General features: G+C 65.0%; 16 protein-coding genes. 4 read left to right on the plus strand and 12 right to left on the minus strand.

Annotation, left to right across the window (positions count from 1 at the left end; translation table 11 throughout):
* Positions 1-18: 18 nt before the first annotated feature.
* From CH275_RS18690 to CH275_RS18725, 8 genes are read right to left on the minus strand one after another with little or no spacing between them, the layout of a single operon-like run.
* Complete coding sequence (locus CH275_RS18690; RefSeq protein ID WP_094679788.1) at positions 19-855, minus strand: glycoside hydrolase family 16 protein; 837 nt, start codon at positions 853-855, stop codon at positions 19-21.
* A 59-nt stretch (positions 856-914) separates the two neighbouring features.
* A complete protein-coding gene (locus CH275_RS18695; RefSeq protein ID WP_094679789.1) occupies positions 915-1,628 on the minus strand; it encodes a DUF998 domain-containing protein in 714 nt (237 codons plus the stop codon).
* Positions 1,625-2,953, minus strand: coding sequence for a hypothetical protein (locus CH275_RS18700; RefSeq protein ID WP_094679790.1), 1,329 nt, complete (start codon positions 2,951-2,953; stop codon positions 1,625-1,627). The genes CH275_RS18695 and CH275_RS18700 overlap by 4 nt, the downstream gene beginning before the upstream one ends.
* On the minus strand, positions 2,950-4,512 hold the full coding sequence (locus CH275_RS18705; protein WP_179276216.1) for a lipopolysaccharide biosynthesis protein: 1,563 nt from the start codon (positions 4,510-4,512) through the stop codon (positions 2,950-2,952). Before CH275_RS18705 ends, CH275_RS18700 begins: the two co-directional genes overlap by 4 nt.
* Positions 4,509-6,281: a hypothetical protein gene (locus CH275_RS18710; RefSeq protein ID WP_094679854.1), complete on the minus strand. Its 1,773-nt coding sequence runs from the start codon at positions 6,279-6,281 to the stop codon at positions 4,509-4,511. The genes CH275_RS18705 and CH275_RS18710 overlap by 4 nt, the downstream gene beginning before the upstream one ends.
* A 45-nt stretch (positions 6,282-6,326) precedes the next feature.
* Positions 6,327-7,265: an amino acid--[acyl-carrier-protein] ligase gene (locus CH275_RS18715; RefSeq protein ID WP_373453724.1), complete on the minus strand. Its 939-nt coding sequence runs from the start codon at positions 7,263-7,265 to the stop codon at positions 6,327-6,329.
* An 8-nt stretch (positions 7,266-7,273) separates the two neighbouring features.
* On the minus strand, positions 7,274-8,428 hold the full coding sequence (locus CH275_RS18720) for an acyl-CoA dehydrogenase family protein (RefSeq protein ID WP_094679792.1): 1,155 nt from the start codon (positions 8,426-8,428) through the stop codon (positions 7,274-7,276).
* Positions 8,429-8,432: 4 nt separating this feature from the next.
* A complete protein-coding gene (locus tag CH275_RS18725) occupies positions 8,433-8,690 on the minus strand; it encodes an acyl carrier protein (protein WP_032396368.1) in 258 nt (85 codons plus the stop codon).
* Between the two features lie 251 nt (positions 8,691-8,941).
* Here CH275_RS18725 and CH275_RS18730 point away from each other — a divergent pair, with 251 nt between their 5' ends.
* On the plus strand, positions 8,942-10,417 hold the full coding sequence (locus CH275_RS18730; protein ID WP_143546819.1) for a hypothetical protein: 1,476 nt from the start codon (positions 8,942-8,944) through the stop codon (positions 10,415-10,417).
* A 175-nt stretch (positions 10,418-10,592) separates the two neighbouring features.
* A complete protein-coding gene (locus CH275_RS18735; protein WP_094679794.1) occupies positions 10,593-12,611 on the plus strand; it encodes an Hsp70 family protein in 2,019 nt (672 codons plus the stop codon).
* Positions 12,612-12,617: 6 nt separating this feature from the next.
* Here CH275_RS18735 and CH275_RS18740 read toward each other — a convergent pair whose 3' ends face one another.
* Complete coding sequence (locus CH275_RS18740; protein WP_179276217.1) at positions 12,618-13,142, minus strand: Lrp/AsnC family transcriptional regulator; 525 nt, start codon at positions 13,140-13,142, stop codon at positions 12,618-12,620.
* A gap of 116 nt (positions 13,143-13,258) precedes the next feature.
* Here CH275_RS18740 and ald point away from each other — a divergent pair, with 116 nt between their 5' ends.
* Positions 13,259-14,341: an alanine dehydrogenase gene (gene ald / locus CH275_RS18745; protein WP_094679796.1), complete on the plus strand. Its 1,083-nt coding sequence runs from the start codon at positions 13,259-13,261 to the stop codon at positions 14,339-14,341.
* Between the two features lie 76 nt (positions 14,342-14,417).
* Here ald and CH275_RS18750 read toward each other — a convergent pair whose 3' ends face one another.
* Positions 14,418-15,761 (minus strand): YibE/F family protein, encoded by a 1,344-nt coding sequence (locus CH275_RS18750; protein WP_094679797.1) that lies wholly within the window; start codon positions 15,759-15,761, stop codon positions 14,418-14,420.
* 229 nt (positions 15,762-15,990) lie between these two features.
* Positions 15,991-17,241, minus strand: coding sequence for a pyridoxal phosphate-dependent aminotransferase (locus CH275_RS18755; protein WP_094679798.1), 1,251 nt, complete (start codon positions 17,239-17,241; stop codon positions 15,991-15,993).
* Between the two features lie 98 nt (positions 17,242-17,339).
* On the opposite strand from CH275_RS18755, the gene CH275_RS18760 reads away from it, so the two are divergent.
* The gene (locus CH275_RS18760) at positions 17,340-18,077 is read left to right on the plus strand and encodes an SOS response-associated peptidase (RefSeq protein WP_094679799.1); all 738 of its coding nucleotides are present in this window, start codon (positions 17,340-17,342) and stop codon (positions 18,075-18,077) included.
* A gap of 3 nt (positions 18,078-18,080) precedes the next feature.
* On the opposite strand, the gene CH275_RS18765 is transcribed toward CH275_RS18760, so the two are convergent.
* Positions 18,081-18,308: a DUF3263 domain-containing protein gene (locus tag CH275_RS18765; protein ID WP_094679800.1), complete on the minus strand. Its 228-nt coding sequence runs from the start codon at positions 18,306-18,308 to the stop codon at positions 18,081-18,083.
* Between the last annotated feature and the right edge of the window lie 73 nt (positions 18,309-18,381).

The raw sequence follows: 18,381 nt of genomic DNA on the forward strand, positions 1-18,381 counted from the left end.
ATCGGAGGGGGGCGATGGTCAGTCGGATCGAGTTCTCACCCAGTCGATCGACATGGCCGCGGGTAGTGCGATCGACTCGGTCGGATCCGATGGCGTCGTGCCGACCCGGAGATCGATCTGCACGCGGAAGGGTTGGTCGAACACCCAGTTCGCGCTACTACCGCCGAGATCGTCAGCGGTGGCCCGATGAACCACCGTGCTGTCGATTCCGGTGGTGACGACGCCGGGACCACGCTCGATCCAGTAGACGTGGTAGCCGTCCGAGGACGGCAGCGGCATGATGCTCGTCGACGATCCCCCGTCCGGGGTGGTGCTGATACCGGAGCGGTAGTCGCCGTCTCCGGTCGGCTCCACGGCATCGATCGTTCCTACTGGTTCGCCCGTCGTCGTGAGATCGGTGCTGATCAGACGGAACGCCGGGTAGAGGCCGCCGCCGACAGGCAATTCGATCCTGGCCTCGACACGTCCGAAGGTGAACGCGCTCGTGCTCGTCAATTCGGCAGAGGTGACACCGTCGGCGACGCGCTGTGCGGTGATCGACAGATGACCCGCACCGTCGACCGAGGCGTTGTCCTGCGACGTCGAGTACCGCTGCACACCGTTGTCGACCACGGCGGAGTCATCCGGGCGAGTGGTCCAGAGCGCTGGATCCACTCGCTGGCCGGCCGGGCCGACGAAGGTGTCGTACACGGTGGTTGCGTTGGCTCCGATCGGGGCGATCCGCGGCGAGTCGATCACCTTGGACTGCGCGTACACGACGAAGCCCACCGTGACCGATGCGACGACCACGAACACGGCACCCGCGACCGGCCACCTGCGGCGAGGGGGCGTCGCCTGAACGTACGCGCCGGGCATGCGTCCGATCTCGACCGTCGCGGAGCTTCTCCGTTGCTGCCGAGGTCGGCTGTGGTGACTCAACTGATCTGGCCGGCGGCGGACGCACCGAGCAGTTGCTCGTTGTCCGCGACACGGGCGGACCGGCGACGCGGTACGCGCGTCGCCTGGAACAGAGCGGCCGTCAGGATCACCGTGCCGCCGATCACGCAGTACGCGACGATCCGCTCGAGAGCGCCGATGCCCATTCCGAACTGGTGGCCGCCGATGTACAAGAAGTAGGCCAGCAGGCCGACTGCCCCGAGAGCGGTCACGACATAGCGGTGCGGACGCGGGACGAGACGCCCGCCCGCTGCGAAGACGAGAGCGACATTGGCCGTCACGAACAACACTGCCGCCCCGAACGAGTGGACCTGGTAGTTGGTGGCCTCACTGACCGTTCCGGCGGTGACACCGCCGATCCCGGAGACGACGAAGAATGCCGTGCTCCGAATGTCGAGTACACCGAGCGCGAACCACGACACCGCTGCGACCGCGAGAGAGCAGCCGAGCACGACGATGGACACGTTTGCGGCGACGTACAAACTACTGCACGGCAAGTAGCCGGTGGGTCCGCAGAACGGCACACCGAGTTCGCTGATGTAGTTCCAGCGGTAGCTGTAGTTACCCCGCCAGGTAGCCGACACGACCCACTCGACGACCAGGAATTGCAGCACGAACAAGCCGGCCCATCGTCCGATGCGAGCCCACAACTGGGGCGGCCGTGGTGTCGGCTCCGTGAGCGATGCGGTCATGAGGGGGTCTCCTGTGCAGTGACTAGATCGAGGGGGCTCGACGCAACCGCATCGAGTGCTGCTTTGACCGTCGCAGGATCGAAAGCGTTGTCGTGGAACGACGCCGAAATGTACATGACAGTCCCGAGTTGCTGGGTGGTGATCACGATCGATTCCGGCCGGGACGGTTCGCTGAGACCGTAGAAGACGCGATCCGTCTCACCGGACAACCACGACACTGTCTCGAGGCTCCTGACTCGTCCGAGATCGGAGAAGATCAATTCGGCACTCGGGTCGGCGTCGACGCGGTCGCCCACAGTGCTGCCCGATGCGCTTCCGGTGCGCTGGTACTTGAGTGAACTCAGCGTCGCTGCGGCGATCGGCCTGCCCTTGTCGATCGCCGACGTCAATGCGAACTGAACCTGGTCCCGTGACGTGGGGTCGGTCGACGGAAAGTCGAGGCCGGCCGCGAAGTTCCCCAGCACGACCGCGTCGGCGGGTAGGTAGCGACGACAGTCGAAGAGGAATGTCACCGAGTTCGACAAACGAATTCCCGATCTGGCCAACGATGTCGCCACTGCGGTCGAGATGATGGCCGAGACCGATGCTGTCTCACCGACGTCCTTGCGCCACTGACGAATACGATCCACGAAGCCCACTGCCGACGAGGCCGCCACCACGGTCGGCGATCTGTGCCACGGCGTCGTGTCACCGTGGGTTGCCGGGCCCACCGTCGCACCGACGGCGGGTGCAACGAATGCTCCGGCTTTGCCCGGACGGATGCGTCCATAGACCATGTCCAGAACTTTGCGTGGGTGCGAGACGACCCATGATGCCAAGGTGGGCAACAAGGGGTGAACCGTCACGTCCTGGGTTGCCCATCGGGGAAGCGGTGCTTCGGGGCGTGGATCGGCAAGGTAGCCGATCACCTCCAGGGGCAACAATGCGTCGCAGAGACCGTGCGAGATGTCGAGTAGTAGGTAGTCGCCTGCCAGACGCGCGCGGAATGGGATTTCGGGCGACGAGGAACGAGACAGCTCTGTCAGTACCCGGTCGAGTTCGTGCAGCGGAAAGGCCGGTACTTCCGTGACGTCCTCGTCGATGAGGTCGGGTCGGTACGCCCACCGGCGTGATCGGGGCGTGGCGCGCAGACCGAGTCGGGCGGCTGGACCGAGCGAGGCCAGCGTGCGCAGCCTCTCCGACACACGCCCGATGCCACCGAAATTTGCTGGACCGATCGCGACGATGACTCGGGTTTCGGACCGCAGCATGTCCATCGAGCTGGCGTGTTGGCCGAAGCGACATCTCACTCGGTCGATCGAGGAGAAGAGCACCAGGGGGTTCACGACTTCCCTCCCGTCGATACTCGCGCAGGCGTCGGATCGACACGAACGAGCGAGTGATCGGCAACCGGCGACACCGGTTGTGGCGGACGATTCCTGGACATCTCCCGTATCCACCGCACGAGCGGAACGATCAGTACCGCTGCTCCGAAGGCTTCGGCCGCAAGGTAGGCCCAACCGACGGCAGCGATGCCCAACGACGACGACAGAGCGAGGGATCCGACGATGATGATCGTGGTGGCGATCACCTGCACGATGACGGCCAGGCGCATACGGCGTCGCACCCGCGCCAAACCGTCGTACAGCGAACCGATGACCGACAGTGGAATGGTCAGGGCGGCGAGTTGCACGATGATGGTGCCTTGATCGCGGTAACCCTGTCCGACGATGCCGAGACCGTACGGCGCGATGAATGCGAGAAAGAACGAACCTCCCAGCGCCACCAGGCAGACGAGAGACATGAATCTCTTGGTCAGATTGTGGAACTGTTCCGGATGCGCGGCCACCTCGGCAACGTATGGTCCGATCAGAACACCGATGAGAATGTACAGCGCACTCACGATGGACCAGGTCAGTGAGAAGTATGCGTTCTCGACCGTGCCGAGGGTGGTCACGACGATCATCGGGACCAGTAGGGGCGCAAGCGAACCGAGAGCAGTGATTCCGTACGCCGATCCGAAGTAGGACCACAACTCGCGACGAGGCGGCAGGTTCGGCTCGTTCGCGTAGCGCCGTTCCTCGCGAATGTTCTTCAGAATGGCTCGGAGAACGAAGACGGAGGCGACCACTGCGGGAAGTGCCCACGCCGAAATGATGGAAGTGCTTCTCTCCGTAGCGAACAGGGCCAACAGCAAGCCGAATTTCACGACGGCGTGGAAGACGTTCTTCGCTGCTGCCCAGCGTGCGACGCCGAGACCCGAGGACGTCTGATCCTGCAGCGCGAATACCGCCAGGATTGCCACGAAGATCGGAAACGACACCACTTCTGCGGTGTTGGTGAACATCTTGTCTACGGGAGCGACCACCAGGAAGCCGCATCCGAGAACCAACGCGAACGCCGTGATGAGGAGGTAGCCGCGGATCACGAGGGACTTCGCCAGATGCCCCGAGATGGGCAGGAACCGCTCGTACATCGACCCCAAGCTGAGGTTGGACAACGTCGAGAGCATCACCGCCGAGGTGATCACAGCCGATGCGCTGCCGACCTCCGAGACGGGGTAGAGGCGTCCGGCGGCCGCCCAGAACAGCAGACCCAGAACGCCGGTCACGGCGGTCGAGACCATCAGCGCAAGCGAATTGAGCGCCAGATTGCGATCGGACTGCTTCCCGCTGCCGTCCTCGCTCGACACCGAACGCGGTGACCGATCGTCGCGTTCGTACCCGGGTGGGACCGGCGCGGTGACGATCGACATGGGTGTGGTGGGACTGTGCATCAGTCCCGGGGTCAGGCGGCCTGCCTGCACCAAGCCCACATCGAATCGTGCAGGTTCGACGGGATACCACCGAAGCCGGTCGAGTTGCTCGTGCTTCGGTGGTGGCATCTTCGGTGCGCGGTGCTTCACAGCAGAACTCGCTCCACCGGGGTCGGAGGTGGCGGTGCGACGAGATCGAGCTCGAAGGCGGTCGCCACTGTCGAAATCAACTCGGCACGAACGTTTTCGCGCAGATCACGTCCATAGAGGGAATGATCTCCCGAGGCGAAGGACTTGACGGTGGTGGTGATTCCACGCTTGCGCATTCTGTCGATACCCTCGGGCCCGCGATTGGTGACGAACCAATCCGTATCGGACGGGGACAGCAGGACCGTGGTGCTCACGTCCTTGCGAGCGAGCTTCAGAAGAGATATCTCCGGGACCTGAATGAGCCCCAGCTTCCCCAGCGTCAGCCACGCTCGATAGGGCAGCCGCGACTGCATCCGCGCCTTGATCTTGACGCCCCACTCGTGCAGGCGATCCAGTGCGGCACCCGTGCGGTCCGGTTCGATCTTCGTCATCGACGAGCGCTTGACGAACTCGAGTCGGCGGGTGGTCCAGTCGAGCGTATTGAGCAGAATCGCGCTGTTGGTGCCCTTCTCGCGTGCCGCGAAACTCGAGTACCACGAGCCCGAGCACATTCCGGTGACCACGATGTTCGCCGGATCGGTACCTGCGTGTTCGACGGCGGTGAGCGCGTCCGCATTTCCTTCCGGGCTGTAGAGCTTGGTCAGTTCGTCGTCGGCGACCGTGCCGCTCTCGCCGGTGCCGCGTCTGTCGAATCGAACCGTGGACACCCCGAAGCGGGGAAGCAGCCGCGCCAGCTCCACCCACATGCGTACCGGACCGACGCGGTGCTCGTTGGCCGTGGGGTAGAACACCACGGTCGGCCCACCGGGCAGGCAGCGGTCCGAGGAGGAACGAATCGCGAAAAGCTCCTGAGCGCCCAGGAATTCGATGCTCTCGTGGATCCCGTCGACCTGTGATCGCGTCCGGGTTCGCGCCTCGACGTCGTGGGCGGCTCGGCTCGGGAACTTCGACGCCGTCCAGGTTGCGAGGTGGGCGATGTCGGCGGCCGGGATGATGACCTCGAAATCGCTCGGCTCGAGGAACTCGTCGTGAGCGGACAACGTGTGCTCCTGGGCCGAGAGTGCGTCGACGAGTCTGCGTACCGGCTTCGAGTCACCTCGCTCGGCGCGGGTGGCGACCAACACCGGTGCGTCGGTCGTCGTTTTCGCGGCATCGAGTGCGGAAAACGCCGCGGCCGAGTCGGGATGCAACACAGCCCCGATGATCGACACACGGGGATCGGCGTCGGAATCGGTGGTGACGCTCACCGAGTACAGTGCGCGTTGCTCGTGCAGGTACGACCGGCCTCGAACGACCGGGTCCCACAGCGTCAACGCAGCGAGCGGACCGCACTCGGCGGCGACAGAGCATGCCAACAAGGCACCGATACGCAGACCGACCAGGCCGACTTCACCCACCCCGCAACCGCGTACGTAGTCGACAGCCTCGACGATGCTGCGCTGCCACTGTCCGATCGCGCCGGGCAGATCCTGATCACCCCACGAATCTCCGGTACCGCGATAGTCGAATCGCAACACCAGAAGTCCCTGCGCACGCAGCTTCTGCGCCATCAGAGTCATGCCGCGATACGAGTCGACCTGTTCCTTGCCGAGCGGTGGGCACAGGACGACGCCTCCGCGAGCCCGACCACCGTCCGGCACGTGGACGGTGCCGAACAGCGGCGACTCGGACGGGCCGAACCAGGTCTGGTACTTACCGCCCGCAGTACGCGAAGAGGACTCGGCGGGAACGGAGCCGGTGCGCCGGGGAGCGGTGCGGGAACTGTTCACTTCAATTGGTCCTTCGTGGACGTACACGGGTGAAACGAGTATCGATCAGTGGCGCAGTGCAGTCGGCCACGCGGAGCGATCGAGCCCGTGAGTGCGGAGCATCGCCAGCGCAATGCGTTCCATGCCGAAGCCGACGCAGGCACTGTGAGCCGGTTCTCCGTCGACGGTGGAGATGTCGAAGGTGTGGCCGAAGTGGTCGCGGTGGCAGTTGCACGAGACGACCGCCGTACCGTCGTCGAGATCTCCGTAGAGCTTGACGACCAGTTCGGTCTTGAGATTCTCGTTGCGCTGGTTCGCTGCGAGCATGCGTCCGGCGCGGCCGAAGAACGGATCGTTGGCGATGACCGCCTCGGCTTCCAGCCCCAGATCTGCCAGCACCTGCAAGCCGCGTGGCACCCAGCGTTCGCGGTGGGCGATCGCTTCGTCCGGCGTGCCCACTCGGACGAACTCGTGCATCCGAAACGCTTGCATCCGAGCCGGATCCACCGCAGGCTCGTGCCGGAAGCAGTAGCCGTAGATGTCCATCAGCGTGCCCTCGGCAGGCAATGTGCCGGTGAGCATCGAGTACGACGGGTGGCAGGCGGCCGAGACCAACATGGTTCCGGCGGAATGCAGAAAGTGATCCCAGTCCTTACCGTCGGACCTCTCCGCCAACAACGCCGCGTGTTCCTTGTTGTCGCCCTCGAAGGTGTTGATGGCACCGGTGAGGTTGGGGAAGGACGCGATGTAGTCGGTGCGCTCGAAGGCTTCTCGTGGAAAGACCGGAGCGAATCTGAATCGGGTGGCCTGACGGCCGTGTTCGGCTACCCCGGCCTCGGTGACGCGAGCGTCGACGAACTCGATGATGTCCTCGAATTCGCCACTGCGCCCGTACAACCCGGGAATCGAGCTGGGAACCAGCAAGCCGGCATCGACGAGCTCGGCACGGAAAGCTGCTCGCGCAGAGTCGAGTTCGGTCAGTTCTGTCTCCGGTGCGGAGTGCATGGTGGTCATCACTTGCCCTTGTAGACGAGGGAGAGCTGCGAGTTGTGTCCCAGGATGCGTTCGTTGCTGACCATGATCGCGGACCCGTGCGCGTCACGAAGGTGACGGCCGATGCTGAGCTCGCCGTCCTGCCGATACCCGGAAATGCCGCAGATCTGCAGAGCCTTGCCGACGATGTCGATGACGAGCGTCGACGCGGTCACCTTGACGTTGTTGATCTTGAGTGCGAAACCGATGGCACCGAGCTCGGCCGGGCTGTCTGCGACGGCCTCGAACTTCGCAGCGGCCCCGAACACCGTGTCCACCAGCTGCTCGTGAACCACCATCAACTCCGCCAGCCGCAGTGCGCTCGGCGGCGGGGTTCCCGGCGTCTTGCGCGCGGCTTTCTGCACGGACTTGCGTGCCTTCGTCACGGCTGCGTCGGCGATGCCGAGCCACGCCGAACCCCACAGCACGTGCGCCACCGGAAGCATGGTCTGAGCCGAGATGTCGCCGTAGTTGTCGCCCAGAATGTTCGAGGTCGTCGTGCGTGCGGCGAGCATGAAGCCGGGACTGCAGGTGCCACGAAATCCGAGTGTGTCCCAGGTGCCGGTCTTCTCCAGCGTCACATCGGGCTTCTCGCACACCACGAGGACCTGGTCGCTCGGCGGGCTGTCGACGCTGCGTCGTGCCGTTGCCAGCACGATCTGCGCGTACTCGCCGTACGAGATGACGGGCGCGTTCTTGGTCAGGGTGATCCGTTCACCGTCGTACTCCACCGCACAACTGCTCGAGCGGACGTCGCCGCCGATGTTGATTTCGGTAGTGGCGGAGGCCACCAATATGCGATCGGTCACAATGCGTCGCTGAAGATCTGCCATGGCGTCGGACTTGCCGTGGCGGACGATGCTGAGCACCTGCGACTGGTGCATCACGAAGATCATCGCCGTCGAAGCGCACTCGGAGCCGAGGGCACGCGAGATGCGGGCGATGTCGGTCAAGGTTGCCCCGCCGCCGCCGAACTCCCGCGGAATTCCGACACCGAGGAGTCCGGCGTCGCGCAGCGCATCCACCGATTCGGTGGGGAAGCGGGCATCGCGATCGACCTCGTCGGCGTGGGTCCGCAGTACGGCCAGCACGTCGGTCATCGACTGGTCGATCGAGCTCTCGTAGACGGTGGTCATGGCCTCAGTCCGTCAGCTGGGCGATGGCTGCGGCGATCGCGTTGATGCTGCCGAACGTCGACTTCTGCAGCATGGTGTCGGGGAATTCGACGTCGAACTCGTCCTCGAGGGCGATCATGACGTTGACACTGGCGTGCGAGGTGAGGCCGCTGTCGTACAGATCGGCGGCTTCGTCGATGCCCTCCACGGGGACCGGCAGCTTTCCGAATTTCTCCAGCACGGTTCGCACTCGAACCACGTCGTGAGCATTGAGCGTCTGCATCGAAAACCTCCACCGATCGCGTTAACCACGAGACCGGACGGCCTCGTCGTCGACTCAAGGTCTGCTGGCTGTGCGCCTATTCGACCCTAAGTCTCCCCAGACCCGCTCAAACAATATCCTAGATTGTTTAGTAGCGTTACCGCGATGCCCGTATCGGTTGTCCGCACCGCCGTACACTTCGAGAGGAGCGGGGGCTCGTACTGGTGCCGGATCGGGCATCGAATCGCAATGTGCAAAGGATCGTCTGTTCGATGAGTGGAGTCTGCGGGGTATCGGTGGGTACCGGTGCCGTGCGCATCGCGTACATCGCCGACGGTCGCCGCGTCGAGGACTCCATCGATGCGGAGGGTGCACACGACCTGCTGCCCGGCAAGCTCGTCGATCACGGACCGTTCGAGGACATAGTCCTCGCCGGGTGGGACACCGCGGCCGTGACGGCGCTTCTCGAGACCCTGGGCGAAAGAACCGAGCCGAAGGCTCGGATGGTCGACGAATCGCAGGCCCTGATGGCCTACGCCCGCACGGTTCCCGGACTGGCCGACAAGGACTACGTCCTGGTCGTGGACCTGGGTAAGAAGGGGCTGTCGGCCACCGCCCTCGATGTCGCAGGCGACTACGTGGAGTGGACCGCCCGCACCGTAGACATCAGCGGCGATCGATTCGACGAGGTCGTCCGAAGCATCGTGATGGCCAAGGGAATTCTTCCTCCTCCCGTGGGCCCCGAGGGCGACGAGGAGTACCAGGCGTTCTTTCGCGAACTCAAGGAGCTCGTGAGCACCTCGGTCGGAGTCAGGGCACCCAACCGCGGGCCGATGCTGCTCTCCCGCAAGGAGTTCGAGCGAGAGATCACGCCGCTGGTCATCGACGTTCTCGACTGGGCATCGAAGCAGGCCCCGGACGCGGTTCTCCTCGTCGGAGGTGGCGCGGCAATTCCAGTGGTGCGCACCATCATCGAGGACAAATGGGACGTGCCGGTGCACGTCCCCGAGGTGCCCGTGATGACCGTTGCAACGGGTGCCGCGCTCGATGTCGTCCCGCAGATCGACGACGTCGGAACCGTGACCGTGCCCGACGACGCATCGGCACTGTTCGATCCGCAATCCACGTCGTCGGATGCAGGTGTGCTCGACGCCTCGGTGGTCGAAGGGTTGGTGGTCGATCAGTTCGCGGCCGAGGACCTGGCCGTCGATCCGACCGTGTTCGGGTCCATCGACCACGCACCGACCGAACTCGACACCGAGGACCTCGATGCCCGTGACGTAGCGGCCGCACCGCTCGACCTCGACGAGCTGTTCGACGCACCGATGTCCGGCGCGGAACTACTCGATCGAACCGGTTTCGGCAGCCCCGAACTCGACCCCGGACTACATCCGTCCACGCACCCGTCTCCGCGCCGAGTCGAGACGCCGGCTCCGATTCGTCGGCGTGTCCGATGGTCGGTGCGAGACGCGTCACTGATGGTCGGTGCCGTGTCGGTCATCGCGATCGTGTGGGGCCTGATCTACACCCGAAGCGATACTGCTCCGCCACCGCCTATCGCGGCATCCGCTGTCTACGACGACCCGGTACTGGCATCGGTGCTGCCCGACGCAGGACCCGCGGTGCCGGTCGCCGAGCCGCCCGTCCTCGGACCTGCTCGACTGCCCGACGCAGATCTGTACGAGAGAACGTTCGTCTACGACGGCGAGCTGTACCAACCGATCGTCGACTCGGAGCTTCCGGAGTAGACCGCACGTTCGATTCGACGCGTTCGACCGAGGCGTACGACTTGTTTCTTCGCAGCCGCGTGCGGCCGCCTCCGGGGCACGCGCCCCGTCGTTTCGGCCGAGGCGGTAGCCTGGCGATCTGGACGAGGTCTATCGCGTCCAGATGCAATGTCCGAACAGAGTGAGGCCGACGACCGTGACTGTGCTGCTTGGGGTGTCCATGGGGACCCGGGCTGTGCGTACGGCGCAGCCCCGTGCCGAGCAGTTCACGGTGCCCGTCGCAGATCAGTCCGGCCTGGTCAGCGACATCGAGCGACCATTGTTCTTCCGCAACGAACTCATCGACAGCGTGGGCGGAGATCTGCCGCACCTGGCCGCCGAGTCCATCGGTGCCGCCGCCGAAACCGAGCCCGAACTCGCCACCGGCGTCGCCTACCGCGACCCGAGGCAGGCGGACGCGCTCCATGCCGCACTCGCCGGCGCGCACCTGCACAACTACCACCTGGTGCACGAGGTGGAAGCTGTCGTCGAGTACCTCGCAGCCACCGGTGAGGCACGCAACTGCAGCTCGGTCGCCCTGTTCGATCTCGGCAGCTCCGGATTGACGGTCAGTGTCGTCGACTTGGTGCAGCGCACCGTCATCGCCTCGCAGCGATCGGGTGAGTACAGCGGCGATCTGCTGGACGCCTACGTGCGCAACAACCAGCTCCAGCGCCTCGGCAAGAGTTCGACCGACCCCGACATGGCGCTGTTCGAGAAGCGCTGCCGTATCGCCAAGGAACGTCTGTCCACCCAGGACGCAGTGTGTCTGCCCGATGCGAGCGGAATGATCCTGCTCTCACGCGAGAACTTCGAGCTGCTCATCACCGATCTGCTCGACGAAGCCATCGAATTCGCGCGCGGAGTGATGATCGGTGCGAACGCCCCGATCGACGCCGTGGTGCTGATCGGCGGCGGCGCGCGCATGCCGATCGTGCAGAACCGTGTCGGACCGCTGCTGGAGCTGCCGTCGATCGTTCCGACCGAGCCCGAGACCGTCGCGGCACGGGGAGCGGCACTGGCCGCTCGGCCGCATTCGCGCACTCGAAACGGCGCGCGCCCGGCTCCCGACGCGATCGGGCCGGCAGTGGGTGCGGTGCATCCGGCGGTGTCGGTCGACACCGAGGCGTCGGTCGAGAGCGCGCCGCGGGTGGAATCGGCACCCTCGGTGCCCAGTGCTCTACCGCCCCGTTCCGCGCGGCCGCGTCCGCCACTGCCCGCGCCGGTCCGACCGGTGCCGGCTCGAAACGAATCACTGCATGCCGCCCCGTCGGTTCCGGCTCCCGAGCCCGCAGCGTCTCGTCCTGTTCCGGCCCGTCCGTGGATCGCGGCGGCTCCGATCGACGGCACAGCCACCGAGGCTCCACGCGAGACCGCGGACACGACCGCTGGTTTCGAATCCTCGAGATTCACCGATCCCGTTGTAGATTCTTCCGATTCCGTCGCAGTCGTACCGGCATCGACGTCGGCTGTAGTAGATGATGTTCTCGACGATCACGTGCAGGGGGCGCGGGTCGACGGGGAGGTCGTCGCGTTGAGCACGAATTCGGGGGAGCAGACTGTCGAGGGTTCGATCGACGAGGTTGCGGCAACCGATTCCGTAGCGTCCGAAGCTGTTGTTGCAGGCGCTGTTTCGAATGTGCCCGAGACCGACGCCTCGGTTGTCGACGACGGCAAGCCGGTTCCGTTCCAACTGAAGAACGTCTACTGGCTCGATGCCGATTACGACGACGACGACGGTGAGGACGATCGCACCCGCGCTCGTCGTAGGCTTCGCACCGGTGGTGTGCTCGCGCTCGGTCTTGCTGCGGTGGTAGCCGTGTCCGGGTTCATGCTCACCCAGCAGAACACGCCGCAGGTGGTCGACACCTCGGTCAGTCGCACCCAGGCCGAGGTTCCGGCGGTCACCACGACGGCACCCACATCGGTGGTGCCTGCGCCGGTGCTGCCGCCGCCCGCACCGGAGACCACCGTCGAACCGACGACCGTGCCGCCGGAGACCGAAGTGTACGAGGAGCCTTGGACGCCGGAGCCGACGACCACCACGGCCGAGCCGGCACCGCCGCCGCCCGTCGAGTCCGTTCCTCCGACGACGCAGCAGCCGCCGCCACTGATCCCGGGATTCCCGGACTTCACGTTGCCCGGGTTCCCGCCGATCGCGCCTCCCGCCCCCTGAACGGCTTCACCTGTCCGCGTGAGTGTTTCGCGGCCTGATGTGCTCGAAGATCAGAATCGTCTCGGTTGCGGCGACGGCGGGGTCGGCACTGAGGTTCTCGACGACGAAGTCTCGCAGGGTGGCGGTGTCGACGGTCGCCACGTGCACGAGGAAGTCGTCGGCGCCGGCGATGAAGTAGATGTTCAGCGTCTCTGCGCGTGAGGCAATCTTCGATCCGAATTCGCTGATGCGTCGTCGAGCATCTGCTTGGAGCCGGACCGAGATCATGGCCTGGATGCCCTGGCCGAGGGCCTCGGGGTCGATGTCGGCGTGGAATCCGCGGATGACACCGCGTTCGACGAGGGCACGAACCCGGGCGAGTGCGGTGGACGGAGCGACACCGGCCGCCGCAGCGAGTGCGTTGTTGGGGGTACGGGCGTCGCGGCGGAGCTCGTCGAGCAGGATGTGGTCGATTCGGTCCAGCGGGATCGGCCGAACATCGTTCGACTGAGACCCCGTGCCGCCCGTCTGGAAAGAACTATTGCTCACCATTCCGGGAGTGTACAGAATTATATTCACTTCCGTTGCGGCTATTCCGTAGATAATTCATAGTTGGCCTACACGGATGGAGCCACGGCTTCACGTCACCCACCGCCGAGGAGGCCGCCATGAAGATCGGAATTCCACGCGAGATCAAGAACCACGAATACCGGGTGGCCATCACCCCGGCAGGCGTGCACGAACTGGTCTCGCGAGGACACGAAGTGATCATCGAAACCGAGGCAGGAGCCGGGTCGTCGTTCACCGACACCGACTACAAGGCCGCCGGTGCACAGATCCTCACCGACGTCGCCGAGGTCTGGGAGAAGGCCGATCTGCTGCTGAAGGTCAAAGAGCCCATCGCCGAAGAGTATTCACGCTTGCGCAAGGGACAGGTGCTGTTCACCTACCTGCACCTGGCCGCCTCGAAGGCGTGCACCGATGCGCTGCTGGAGTTGGGTACCACGGCCATTGCCTACGAAACGGTTACTGCCGCAGACGGTTCCCTGCCATTGCTCGCACCGATGAGTGAAGTTGCCGGACGCCTCGCGCCCCAGGCCGGCGCCTACCACCTGATGTCCAGCGAAGGTGGACGCGGAGTTCTGATGGGCGGCGTACCCGGAGTGCGTCCCGCCAACGTCGTCGTCATCGGAGCCGGCGTATCCGGAAAGAATGCCACTGCAATCGCTTTCGGCATGCATGCCGACGTCACCGTCCTCGATCTCGATGTGAAAGCGCTACGCGCCATCGATGATCAGTACCGCGGTGCCGTCAAGACGCTGGTGTCGAACGCCTACGAGCTCGAACAGGCCGTCCTTGCGGCGGATCTCGTCATCGGTGCAGTACTGGTGCCCGGCGCAAAGGCTCCGAAGTTGGTGTCCAACAGCCTGGTTCAGCGCATGAAGCCCGGTTCGGTTCTGGTCGACATCGCTATCGATCAGGGCGGCTGCTTCGAGGACTCGCACGCCACCACTCACGCCGATCCCACGTACAAGGTGCACGAGTCCGTGTTCTACTGCGTCGCCAACATGCCCGGTGCGGTTCCGCGCACCTCCACCTACGCGCTCACCAATGCCACGCTGCCGTACGTCGTCGCACTTGCCGACAAGGGTTGGGAAGCTGCCTGCGAGGCGGACTCGGGACTGAAGGCCGGCCTGAGCACACACAACGGTGCCCTGCTGTCGGAGACGGTTGCGGCTGCATTCGCCTGACCGGAGCGGCTCCGCCGCACGTGCACGAAACCTCGTAGTCCACTACGAAGTTCTACTCACCTGCGGCGAAGCCGCTCTACGCGCTGTGGCGACCCGAGCCCCGCGATCGAGCGGGCTTGGGCGTCCGGGACGGTGCGCTCGAACGCGTCGAGGTGAGCGGCCGGGCCAAGAGAACGGCAATCGCCGTGGTCAGCGGTACGGACAGGGCGAGGGCAACACCGCCGACAGCAGATCGGACGATCTCGATGGCCACCGAATCGCCGGTGAGTACATCCTGGATGGACCGGTCGGCGACGCTGAAGAGCAGTAGCAGCGGCAGCGCACCACCGGCGTAGGCGAGCACGAGGGTGTAGACGGTACTGGCGATGTGATCGCGGCCCACCCGCATCGCGGCGGTGAAGATCTCCCGTCGCGACGCCGTCTCATCGACCGAGGCGAGCTCGAAGGCCGCCGACGCCTGAGTGATCGTCACGTCGTTGAGCACACCCAGCGAGCCGATGATGAAGCCCGCCAACAGCAGGCCGGTGACACTGACGTTGCCGATGTAGGTCTGCACGGCAGTGTTCTGTTCCTCGGACAACCCGGTCAGGTGGGTCATCCGGATGGCGACATAGGACAGCACTGCCGCCAATGCCATCGACGTGAGAGTGCCCAGCAGCGCCGAGCTGGTGCGCAGGTTCACTCCGTGCGCCAGATACAGCACGGCATAGAGGATCACCGCACCGGCGACGAGGGCGACCGGAATGGCTGGTGCGCCGTCGAGCAGGGCGGGCAGCATGAAGACCACCAGCACGGCGAACGCGATGAGCAGGCCGACCAGTGCGCGAAATCCTCGCCAGCGGGCGACGACGCAGATGACCACGGCGAACACGCCGACGATCAGCGCCAACGGTAGGCCGCGGGAGTAGTCGTTGAAGGAGTATCGGACTCCACCGGACGGATCGGCCTGCAGCACCATCCGGATGTCCTCGCCGGCGCTCAGGGTCGGTTGGCCGGGTCCCGGCGCGATCTCGAGTACCGTCCGTTTGCCCGCGTCCTCGCCTGTGGTGATGTCGACGATGCTGCGCTGACATTCGTACGAGTCGTTGACCGCAGGCGTCGGGTTGCCGGTGAACGCTCTGCCGGCGTCGGGACTGCCGCAGGGTCCGATGCTCTGCGAGGTGATGGTGCCCGCTTCCGTGGACACCGCGCCTCCGCCGGAGGTCTGGAAGGGCAACGGGATGTCGACGCTCTGCTGGCTCGGCCACAGTGCAATTGCACCGGCGATGACGGCGACGGCGATGGCAACCAACAGCCCGACGACGACCTTGGCTGCCACCGGCCCCAACGGAGCCGGGGTATCGCTGTGGCCGTGGCCGTGACCGGCGTGGGAGTCGAGCCCCGGCTTGGTGCCGTCGGGAGGATTACCGTGTGGTGCCACGGTGCAAGGCTAGTACGGGGCCGGGTCGGCGGCCGATGCGAGGAGCTCGGTGGCGGGGAGCAGGGGGGGCGTCCCCCGCCACCACCTGACCGACCCGGGGGGGAGGGGACGACCAGGGCTCGCGGGCACCGAAGTGCCGTCCGCCAATGTACAGATCATTCGCCGCCCCGGCGGGGTCACGCCGATGTTTTGTGCATCACTTTCTACTACTGCGAAGTAACTTTGCGTGTCATTGCTTGTACGACGCGAGGAAGTTACCGAACCTCTCGATCGCAACGGCCAGATCTCGTGCCCACGGCAGCGTCACGATCCGGACGTGATCGTGGCCGGGCCAGTTGAATCCGGTGCCCTGAACCACCAGGATCTTCTCCTGCAACAGCAGATCCTGGACGAGCTTCTCGTCGTCGTAGATCTCGTGCACCTCGGGATCGAGCCACGGAAACGCATACAGCGCACCCCGCGGCTTGACGCACGAGACACCGTGAATCGCGTTGAGTTTCTCCCACGCGACGTCGCGCTGCTCGAGCAACCGTCCGCCGGGCAGGATCAGGTCCTCGATGCTCTGATAGCCGCCGAGTGCAACCTGAATGGCATGCTGCGCAGGCACATTGGGACACAGTCGGGTCGATGCGAGAAGGTCGATGCCCTCGATGAAACCCGCGGCGTGCTTCTTCGGGCCGGTGATCGCGAGCCACCCCGCGCGGTATCCGGCCACCCGATATGCCTTGGACAGTCCGTTGTACGTCAGGCACAGCAGATCGGGAGCCAAGCTCGCCAGCGAGGTGTGCTGTGCGTCGTCGTAGAGGATCCGGTCGTAGATCTCGTCCGCGAGCAGCAGCAGTTGGTACTTGCGTGCCAGATCGACGATGCCCTGCAGAACTTCCTTCGAGTACACCGCGCCGGTCGGGTTGTTGGGGTTGATCACGAGTAGCGCGACGGTCTTGGGAGTGATCTTCGACTCGATATCGGCGAGATCGGGATTCCAGCCGTTCTCCTCGTCGCACATGTAGTGCACGGCTTTGCCGCCGGACAGCGTCGTCATCGCTGTCCACAGGGGGTAGTCCGGGGCCGGGATCAGTACCTCGTCACCGTCGTCGAGCAGCGCCTGCATCGTCATCGTGATGAGCTCGGAGACTCCGTTGCCGAGATAGATGTCGTCGACGTCGAGCTCGGGGAACCCCGGTTCGAGCTCGTAGCGCGTGACGATGGCCCGCCGAGCCGACAGAATGCCCTTCGACTCGGAGTACCCCTGGGCAACCGGCAACGCGGCGATCATGTCGCGCACGATCACATCGGGGGCCTCGAAACCGAACGGTGCCGGATTGCCGATGTTGAGCTTGAGGATGCGGTGACCCTCGGCTTCGAGCCGGGCGGCGTGGGCGTGTACCGGTCCGCGGATCTCGTACAGCACGTTCTGCAGCTTGGTCGACTGCTGCAACGTGCGGTAACGCGGCTGGGAGTGGATCTGCGGAGTGGTCACCCGTCATATCGTGCCAGGCGGGCGGTATCGGTTTCCACAAGGTTGTTTGCGCGCTTGTTTCTCGCGGGCTGTCGGTGGTTGGTGGAACAATCCCTCCCATGTGCGGACGGTATGCCAGTACCCGGAGTGACAGTGACCTGCAGGCGGTGTTCGATATCGCCGAGACCGTGGGCGACGAGGTGCCGCCGTCGTACAACGTGGCCCCGACACAGACCGTGCGGACGGTGCTCGAACGCTCGCCCAAGGATGAACCCGAGTCCGACGCCGTGCGGCAGCTGCGGTCGGTGCGCTGGGGTCTGATCCCCTCGTGGGCGAAGGACGCGAAAATCGGTTCCCGGCTGATCAACGCCAGGTCCGAGACCATCACCGAGAAGCCGTCGTTCAAGAAGGCAGCAAGCCGTCGACGATGCATCGTCCCTGCCGACGGGTACTACGAGTGGGAGAAGCGAGACGGTGCCAAAGTGCCGTACTTCTTGCACGAAGGTGACACAGGTCGTTCCGCAGGCTCCACTCCTGGGGGCGTCTTGGCGATGGCAGGCCTGTACGAACTCTGGCGGGACCCCACCAAGGCCGACGACGACGAGGACAGGTGGGTCTGGTCGGTCACCGTGCTCACGTCACCCGCCGCCGACGCGCTCGGACACATCCACGATCGCTCGCCGGTCGTGCTCCCGCCGGATCTGCGCTCGAGCTGGCTCGATCCCGGCCTGACGGACCTCGGTGCGGTGCAGGACCTGCTCGCGGCGATTCCCGAGCCGCGGCTCGAGCCCTACGAAGTGAGCACCGCGGTGAACAGCGTGAAGAACAACAGCCCGGAGCTGTTGACGCCGGTGTAGCGATCAGGTGAGTCTCGTTCGGCAGATGTCGAGAATGGCGGCCCGCTCGTCGGGGGACAGATCCTCGGCAACCGGCGAATCGAGAATGCGACGCAGTCGCTGGAAGTACGTGCGTCCATCGACGCCGAAGGCCACGTAGATGTCTTCGTCGCTGCCGCCACCGTAGCCCCGCCACGTTCGGCCGAATGTCAGAATCTCGTGGTCCACCGAGTGGGTAGTGGTCCGGCGCATGATGTTCCCCCTAGTGCTGCTTGTCACCCATCATCCGGGTCACGGTTGAAGGGCCGGTGAACAACGCGTTACG

The organism is Rhodococcus sp. 06-235-1A, assembly GCF_002258785.1.
Taxonomy (GTDB): domain Bacteria; phylum Actinomycetota; class Actinomycetes; order Mycobacteriales; family Mycobacteriaceae; genus Rhodococcoides.